Source organism: Allobosea sp. (genome assembly GCF_017308015.1).
Classification (GTDB): domain Bacteria; phylum Pseudomonadota; class Alphaproteobacteria; order Rhizobiales; family Beijerinckiaceae; genus Allobosea.
Genome location: NZ_JAFKFW010000042.1, coordinates 23,229 through 29,228, shown reverse-complemented (window position 1 = coordinate 29,228; position 6,000 = coordinate 23,229). Strand labels below are relative to the sequence as shown.

At 64.1% G+C, this 6,000-nt stretch carries 3 protein-coding genes and 1 pseudogene; 1 reads left to right on the top strand and 3 read right to left on the bottom strand.

The genetic code is table 11. The annotated features are described in order from the left end of the window. Positions 1 to 1,192: TSCPD domain-containing protein (locus tag J0I42_RS23035; protein WP_465247717.1), on the top strand; the 1,192-nt coding region annotated here is incomplete at its 5' end. A 199-nt stretch (positions 1,193 to 1,391) separates the two neighbouring features. On the opposite strand, the pseudogene J0I42_RS23030 reads toward J0I42_RS23035, so the two are convergent. From J0I42_RS23030 to J0I42_RS23020, 3 genes and pseudogenes are all read right to left on the bottom strand, one after another. After that, positions 1,392 to 1,762 (bottom strand): annotated as a pseudogene (locus tag J0I42_RS23030) (IS3 family transposase); the annotation flags it as partial. A gap of 40 nt (positions 1,763 to 1,802) precedes the next feature. Then, the gene (locus J0I42_RS23025) at positions 1,803 to 2,927 is read right to left on the bottom strand and encodes a ribonucleotide-diphosphate reductase subunit beta (protein WP_291658416.1); all 1,125 of its coding nucleotides are present in this window, start codon (positions 2,925 to 2,927) and stop codon (positions 1,803 to 1,805) included. Positions 2,928 to 3,012: 85 nt separating this feature from the next. Then, positions 3,013 to 5,928, bottom strand: a complete 2,916-nt coding sequence (locus J0I42_RS23020; RefSeq protein WP_291658414.1) for a ribonucleoside-diphosphate reductase subunit alpha — start codon at positions 5,926 to 5,928, stop codon at positions 3,013 to 3,015. Between the last annotated feature and the right edge of the window lie 72 nt (positions 5,929 to 6,000).

The following is a 6,000-nucleotide window of genomic DNA, read 5'->3' as shown; positions in this document are numbered from 1 at the left end:
CGTCTTCGATTGCGCCAACCCCTGCGGCCGCATCGGCAAGCGCTATCTCTCGGTCGAGAGCCATATCCGCATGATGGCGGCGGCCCAGCCCTTCATCTCGGGCGCGATCTCCAAGACCATCAACATGCCGAACGAGGCGACGGTCGAGGACTGCAAGAGCGCCTATATGCTCTCCTGGAAGCTGGCGCTGAAGGCCAACGCCCTCTACCGCGACGGCTCCAAGCTCTCGCAGCCGCTGAATTCGGCGCTGATCTCGGATGAGGACGACGAGGCGGATGACGCGGTCGAGACGCTGGTCGCCCAGCCGATGGCGGCCCGTGCCACCCAGATCTCGGAGAAGATCGTCGAGCGCATCGTCGAGCGCATCGAGCGCAAGCGCGAGCGCGAGAAGATGCCGGATCGCCGCACCGGCTACATCCAGAAGGCCACTGTCGGCGGCCACAAGGTCTATGTCCATACCGGCGAGTATTCGGACGGGCGCCTCGGCGAGATCTTCATCGACATGCACAAGGAGGGCGCGGCCTTCCGGGCGATGATGAACAACTTCGCCATCGCAGTCTCGCTCGGCCTGCAATACGGCGTGCCGCTGGAGGAGTACGTGGAGGCCTTCACCTTCACCCGCTTCGAGCCGTCGGGCTTCGTCGCCGGCAACCAGTCGATCAAGAACGCGACCTCGATCCTCGACTACGTCTTCCGCGAGCTGGCGATCTCCTATCTCGGCCGCAACGATCTCGCCCATGTCGATCCCAGCGAGATCGGTCATGACGTGATGGGCGGCGGCGTCGAGCAGGGCAAGGCCCCGGACGCTATCGCCCCGATCGCAACGACGCCGCTGGCCTCGACCGGTTTCCGCCGCGGCAAGCCGATCAACCTGCTCGCCATCCAAGGCGGCGGCCAGGGAAGCCATGCGGCCAACGATGCGGTCGCCCGCTCAACCTCCTCGGTGATGGGCCTCGCCACCGCCGGCGCGACCGCTCTGAAGGAAGAGCCCGAAGCATATGGCGAAGCGGAAATGGCCAAGCTCGGCTTTGCGGCACCGGCCGCTCAGCCGACCCAGTCGGAGCGCCGGGCCGAGGCGATCATGAAGGGCTATGTCGGCGACTCATGCGGCGAATGCGGCAACTTCACGCTGGTCCGCAACGGCACCTGCCTGAAGTGCAACACCTGCGGCTCCACGACGGGATGTTCATAAGCCGCATCCTCCATGTGAGGCTGAAATGAGAGGCGAAGTTCCCCGCTTTTGAGCTTCGATTTCCGCAAAATCTGGGAGGCGGCACCAAGTGCCGCCTCCCTTCGCCAATCCGAACAAAGCATGAATCGTCGATAAGCCGACCGTCTTCCTCATGGATGTGGTCGAACACGCCCTCCAAACCCCGCGCCCCCTTCGCCCAGCCCTGATGAGGCCTCCGGCCGTTGTCGAAGTCGAGATACCGGCCGATCGAGGCACAAGCCTCCGACACGCTGGCATCGGTGCGCAGATCGACTTCCTCATACTTCACCGATTTCAGGAGGCGCACGACGAAGACGTCGTCGTGCCGGGCGCCCGTGCCGTCCATCCAGATCCTGATGTCGGCTGCGATCAGCAAGCCGGCGAACCTATGGCAGGTGAACTGCGAGCCCTGGTCGATATTGTCGCGACAATGCCTCTGGCATTGCGCTGAGATCTCCGGCTTGCCGAAGCGGGCCATGGCGTCCTCGACCGCCTCGATGCAGAAGGTGAGATCCGTCATGATCGAAGCCGCCAGGCCAGGACCTTGCGGCTGGCGGCTCCGTCGATCGGAGGCCGCCCTGGAAGGGCGCACTCACTCCCAGCTCAGAGCGCCGCCGTTCTGGTATTCGATGACGCGGGTCTCGAAGAAGTTCTTCTCCTTCTTTAGATCCATCGCCTCGGACATCCAGGGGAACGGATTCTCGGTTTCGGCAAAGACCGGCAGGAGACCGAGCTGCGCGCAGCGACGATTGGCGATGAAGTGCATGTACTGCTCGCAGAGCGCCGCATTGAGGCCGAGGAAGCCCCTCGGCATCGTGTCGCGGCCGTAAGCCGCCTCGAGCTCGGCGGCTTCCCGGAGCATGCCACGGACCTCGTCCTGGAAGGCGTTGGTCCAGAGATGCGGGTTCTCGATCTTGATCTGGTTGATCACATCAATGCCGAAGTTCAGATGGATCGACTCGTCGCGCAGGATGTACTGGTACTGCTCGGCGATCCCGACCATCTTGTTGCGCCGGCCGAGCGAGAGGATCTGCGCGAAGCCGGTGTAGAACCACATGCCCTCGAAGATCACGTAGAAGGTGATCAGGTCGCGCAGCAGCGCCTGGTCGTTCTCGGGCGTGCCGGTGCGGAACTCCGGGTTCTCGATGCTTTGCGTATGCTTCAGCGCCCAGGCCGCCTTGTCGGTGATCGATGGCACCTCGCGATACATGTTGAAGAGTTCCCCCTCATCGAGGCCAAGGCTCTCGACGATGTACTGGAAGGTGTGCGTGTGGATCGCCTCTTCGAAGGCCTGGCGCAGCAGGTACTGCCGGCATTCCGGATTGGTCAGGTGGCGATAGATCGCCAGCACGATATTGTTTGCGACGAGGCTCTCGGAGGCCGCGAAGAAGCCGAGATTGCGCTTGAGCATGCGCCGCTCGTCCTCGGTCAGGCCGTCCTTCGACCTCCACAGCGCGATGTCGGCCTGCATCGAGACCTCGGTCGGCATCCAGTGGTTGTTGCAGCCGGAGAGGTATTTCTCCCAGGCCCACTTATATTTGAGCGGCAAGAGCTGGTTCACGTCGGCGCGCGCATTGATCATGCGCTTCTCGTCGACCGTGACGCGCCCGCCATTGCGGTCGATCTCGCCGAGGCCGGTGGCGGCGGCAGCAGTGGGACTGTTGAGGGTAGCGGGGTTGGCGGCGGGCGCCGGCTTGGTGTCGGACCAGTCGAGCATGGGGATATTCCGTTCTTGATCTGAGGGCGCGGACGCCCGGGAGCCCGGGCGCTCTCATCGCGAAGAGCTCGAGCCGAAGCAGCCGCTACTGGCAGGCTTCGCAGGTGGGATCATCGATCGAACAGGCGTTGGGCACCGCCATGCCGTTCTCCAGCGGAATATCGATGATGATCGGCGCGGCAGACTTGGCTGCGACGGGAACCGTGGCCGAGACAGCATTGAGCTTCCCATCCGTGCCCTTGAGCGTCGATTTCTCGACGTGGGTCGCCGACAGCGCGCGCAGGTAATAGGTCGTCTTCAGACCCAGCCGCCAGGCGAGCCGATAGGCCTCGTCGAGCTTCCGGCCCGAGGGCTGCGCCATGTAGAGGTTCAGCGACTGGCCCTGGTCGATCCATTTCTGCCGGCGCGCCGCCGCCCTGATCAGCCACTCCGTCGGGATTTCAAACGAGGTCGCATAGAGCGCCTTGAGGTCGGCCGGAACGCGGTCGATCTGGCTGACCTTGCCGTCGTAATATTTGAGGTCCGAGACCATCACCTCGTCCCAGAGCCCCCTCGCCTTCAGGTCATGGACGAGCCCGGCATTCACCACGGTGAAATCGCCCGACATGTTCGCCTTGACGTAGAGCTGGCTGTAGGACGGCTCGATCGACTGCGAGACGCCGACGATGTTGGAGATCGTCGCGGTCGGCGCGATCGCCATGGTGTTCGAGTTGCGCATGCCAGTGGTCTTCACCCGCTCACGCAGGCTTTCCCAGTTCAGCGTCGAGGAGTGGTCGAGTTCGACATCGCCGTCGCGGGCTTCCGAGAGGATATCGAGCGAGTCGATCGGCAGGATGCCCTTCGACCAGAGCGAGCCCTCGAAGCTCGGATAGCGGCCGCGCTCGGCGGCGAGATCAACCGAGGCCGAGATCGCATGGAAGCTGATCGCCTCCATGGAGCTGTCGGCGAAGGCGACCGCCTCCTCCGACGCAGCGACTAAGCGCAACGTCTGGAGCGCATCCTGGAAGCCCATGATGCCGAGCCCGACAGGGCGGTGGCGCAGGTTCGAGCGTCGCGCCTCCGGGATCGTGTAGAAATTGATGTCGACGACGTTGTCGAGCATCCGCATCGCGGTCTTCACGGTGCGCGCGAGCCGGGCCTGATCGAGCCCTTCCGCCGTGACATGAGCGGCGAGATTGACCGAGCCGAGATTGCAGACCGCGACCTCGTCTGCCGAGGTGTTGAGGGTGATCTCGGTGCACAGGTTCGAGGAATGAACGACGCCGGCATGTTGCTGCGGCGAGCGCAGGTTGCAGGCGTCCTTGAAGGTAATCCAGGGATGACCGGTCTCGAAGAGCATGGTCAGCATGCGACGCCAGAGATCGACCGCCTTCAACTTCTTATGGACACGCAACTCGCCGCGGGCAGCCTTCGCCTCGTAGGCCTCATAGGCTTCCCGGAACGGCTTGCCATAGAGGTCGTGCAGATCCGGCACCTCGTCCGGCGAGAACAAGGTCCAGTCGCCGCCGGCCTCGACGCGCTGCATGAACAGGTCCGGGATCCAGTTGGCGGTGTTCATGTCGTGGGTGCGGCGGCGATCGTCGCCGGTGTTCTTCCGGAGATCGAGGAACTCCTCGATGTCGACATGCCAGGTTTCGAGATAGGCGCAGACCGCGCCCTTGCGCTTGCCGCCCTGGTTGACGGCGATGGCCGTGTCGTTGGCGACCTTCAGGAACGGCACCACGCCCTGGCTCTCGCCATTGGTGCCCTTGATATGGGCGCCCAACCCACGCACCGGCGTCCAGTCGTTGCCGAGGCCGCCGGAATATTTGGCGAGCAGCGCATTGTCCTTCACCGCCTTGAAGATGCCGTCGAGATCGTCGGCGACGGTCGTCAGGAAGCAGGAGGAGAGTTGCGGGCGCAGCGTGCCCGAATTGAACAGCGTCGGCGTCGAGGCCATGAAGTCGAAGGAGGAGAGCAGATCGTAGAACTCGATCGCGCGCGCCTCGCGGTCGATCTCGCGAATGGCGAGGCCCATCGCAACGCGCATGAAGAAGGCTTGTGGCAGCTCGAAGCGGTTGCCTCGCACATGCAGGAAATAGCGGTCGTAGAGCGTCTGGAAGCCGAGATAGTCGAACTGAAGATCGCGCTCCGGCTTCAACGCGGCGGCGATGCGGGCGATGTCGAAGCGGCCGAGCTCGGGATCGATCAGCTCGTTCTCGATGCCGGATTTGAGGTAGGCTACGAAATACGCGTCATAGCCAGCAGCCATCTCCTCCTGCGTCGCCTGCTCGGCATGGCCGTGGACGAAGCTCAGGGCCTCGCGGCGGAGCTTGTCGAGCAGCAGCCGGGCCGAGACCTTGGCGAAATTAGGCTCTGTCTCGATCAGGGTGCGCGCGGCGAGGATCGGTGCCAGCGCGAGTTCGTCGAGCGAGATGCCGTCATAGAGGTTGCGGCGCGCTTCCGTCAGGATTGGCTCGGCCGAGACGCCGTCGAGACCCGCACAGGCCTCGCGCACGACCTTCTCCAAGCGGGCAGCGTCGAGCGGGACGAGCGTCCCGTCGGCGAGCTTCATGTGCAGCAAGGGGGCGATTGAGGCGGCAGGCTTCGTCTCGGCGACCGCTCTTGCCCGCTCCCGCGCACGCTCCTCGCGATAGAGCACATAGGCGCGGGCAACCTTGTGATGCTCGCCGCGCATCAGCGCGAGCTCGACCTGATCCTGCACGTCCTCGATATGGAAGGTGCGGCCGTTCGCGGCGCGACGGGTCAGCCCGGTGACAACCTGCTCGGTCATCTCCGCGACGGCTTCATGGATTCGACGCGAGGCAGCGGCATTCGAGCCCTCGACCGCCAGGAACGCCTTGGTCAGCGCGACCGAGATCTTCGACGGATCGAACGGCGTCACCGCGCCGTTGCGGCGAATGACCTGGTAACCGGGTTCACTGCCGGATGCCTTGGTGACCGCAAGATCGGCAGCCGGAGAAACGGCAACCGGCCGCTCGGCTTCGAGAGAAAGAGACATGGCACCAACCCCAAATGTTGGGGGCAAAGGCCAAAGCGGTTGCATCGAGAAGGCGCGCGGCACCACAAGGCC

What these genes read in the sequence shown, in the direction of transcription:
- J0I42_RS23020 (WP_291658414.1), bottom strand. Translation starts at nt 5,928, where the DNA reads ATGTCTCTTTCTCTCGAAGCCGAGCGGCCGGTTGCCGTTTCTCCGGCT.
- J0I42_RS23025 (WP_291658416.1), bottom strand. Translation starts at nt 2,927, where the DNA reads ATGCTCGACTGGTCCGACACCAAGCCGGCGCCCGCCGCCAACCCCGCT.